Genomic DNA, 524 nt, shown 5'->3' on the forward strand with positions numbered 1-524 from the left:
TGGCCTTTGTGCCCGTCGAACTGGGTGTACTTGCCCCGCTCGTCGATCCGGCCCTCCTTGCCCAGCATCGCCGACCAGAAGGCCGTGGCCTCCGAAAGGTCGTCGGTCTTGCAGTCGATGCAGACAACGCTGATGCGCGACTTGTGGGTCATGACCGCCTCACACCCTCTCGATGATCTTCTCGCCGAACAGGCCCTGCGGCCGGAACACGAGGAACAGAAGCGCCAGCACGTAGGCGAACCAGATCTCCGTCGCCCCGCCCAGGTAGGGCGCGCCGATGGCGAACTCGAACAGCTTCTCGCCCACGCCGATCACCAGCCCGCCGACGATGGCGCCGGGGATCGAGGTGAACCCACCCAGCATCAGCACCGGCAGCGCCTTCAACGCAATCAGCGACAGCGAGAACTGCACGCCCGACTTGGTGCCCCACATGATCCCCGCGACAAGCGCGACGAAGCCCGCCAGCGACCAGACCATCACCCAGATGAAGTTGAGGCTGATGCCCACCGACAGCGCCGCCTGGT

The 524-nt window shown here is 65.5% G+C and carries 1 protein-coding gene; it reads right to left on the minus strand.

Translation table 11 applies throughout. The features are described 5' to 3' along the window. Positions 1 to 159: 159 nt before the first annotated feature. Positions 160 to 524 (minus strand): branched-chain amino acid ABC transporter permease (locus RIE32_12215; GenBank protein ID MEQ9097015.1); only part of this gene is annotated, 365 nt, incomplete at its 5' end.

It is taken from the genome of Phycisphaerales bacterium (genome assembly GCA_040221175.1).
GTDB lineage: Bacteria > Planctomycetota > Phycisphaerae > Phycisphaerales > UBA1924 > JAHCJI01.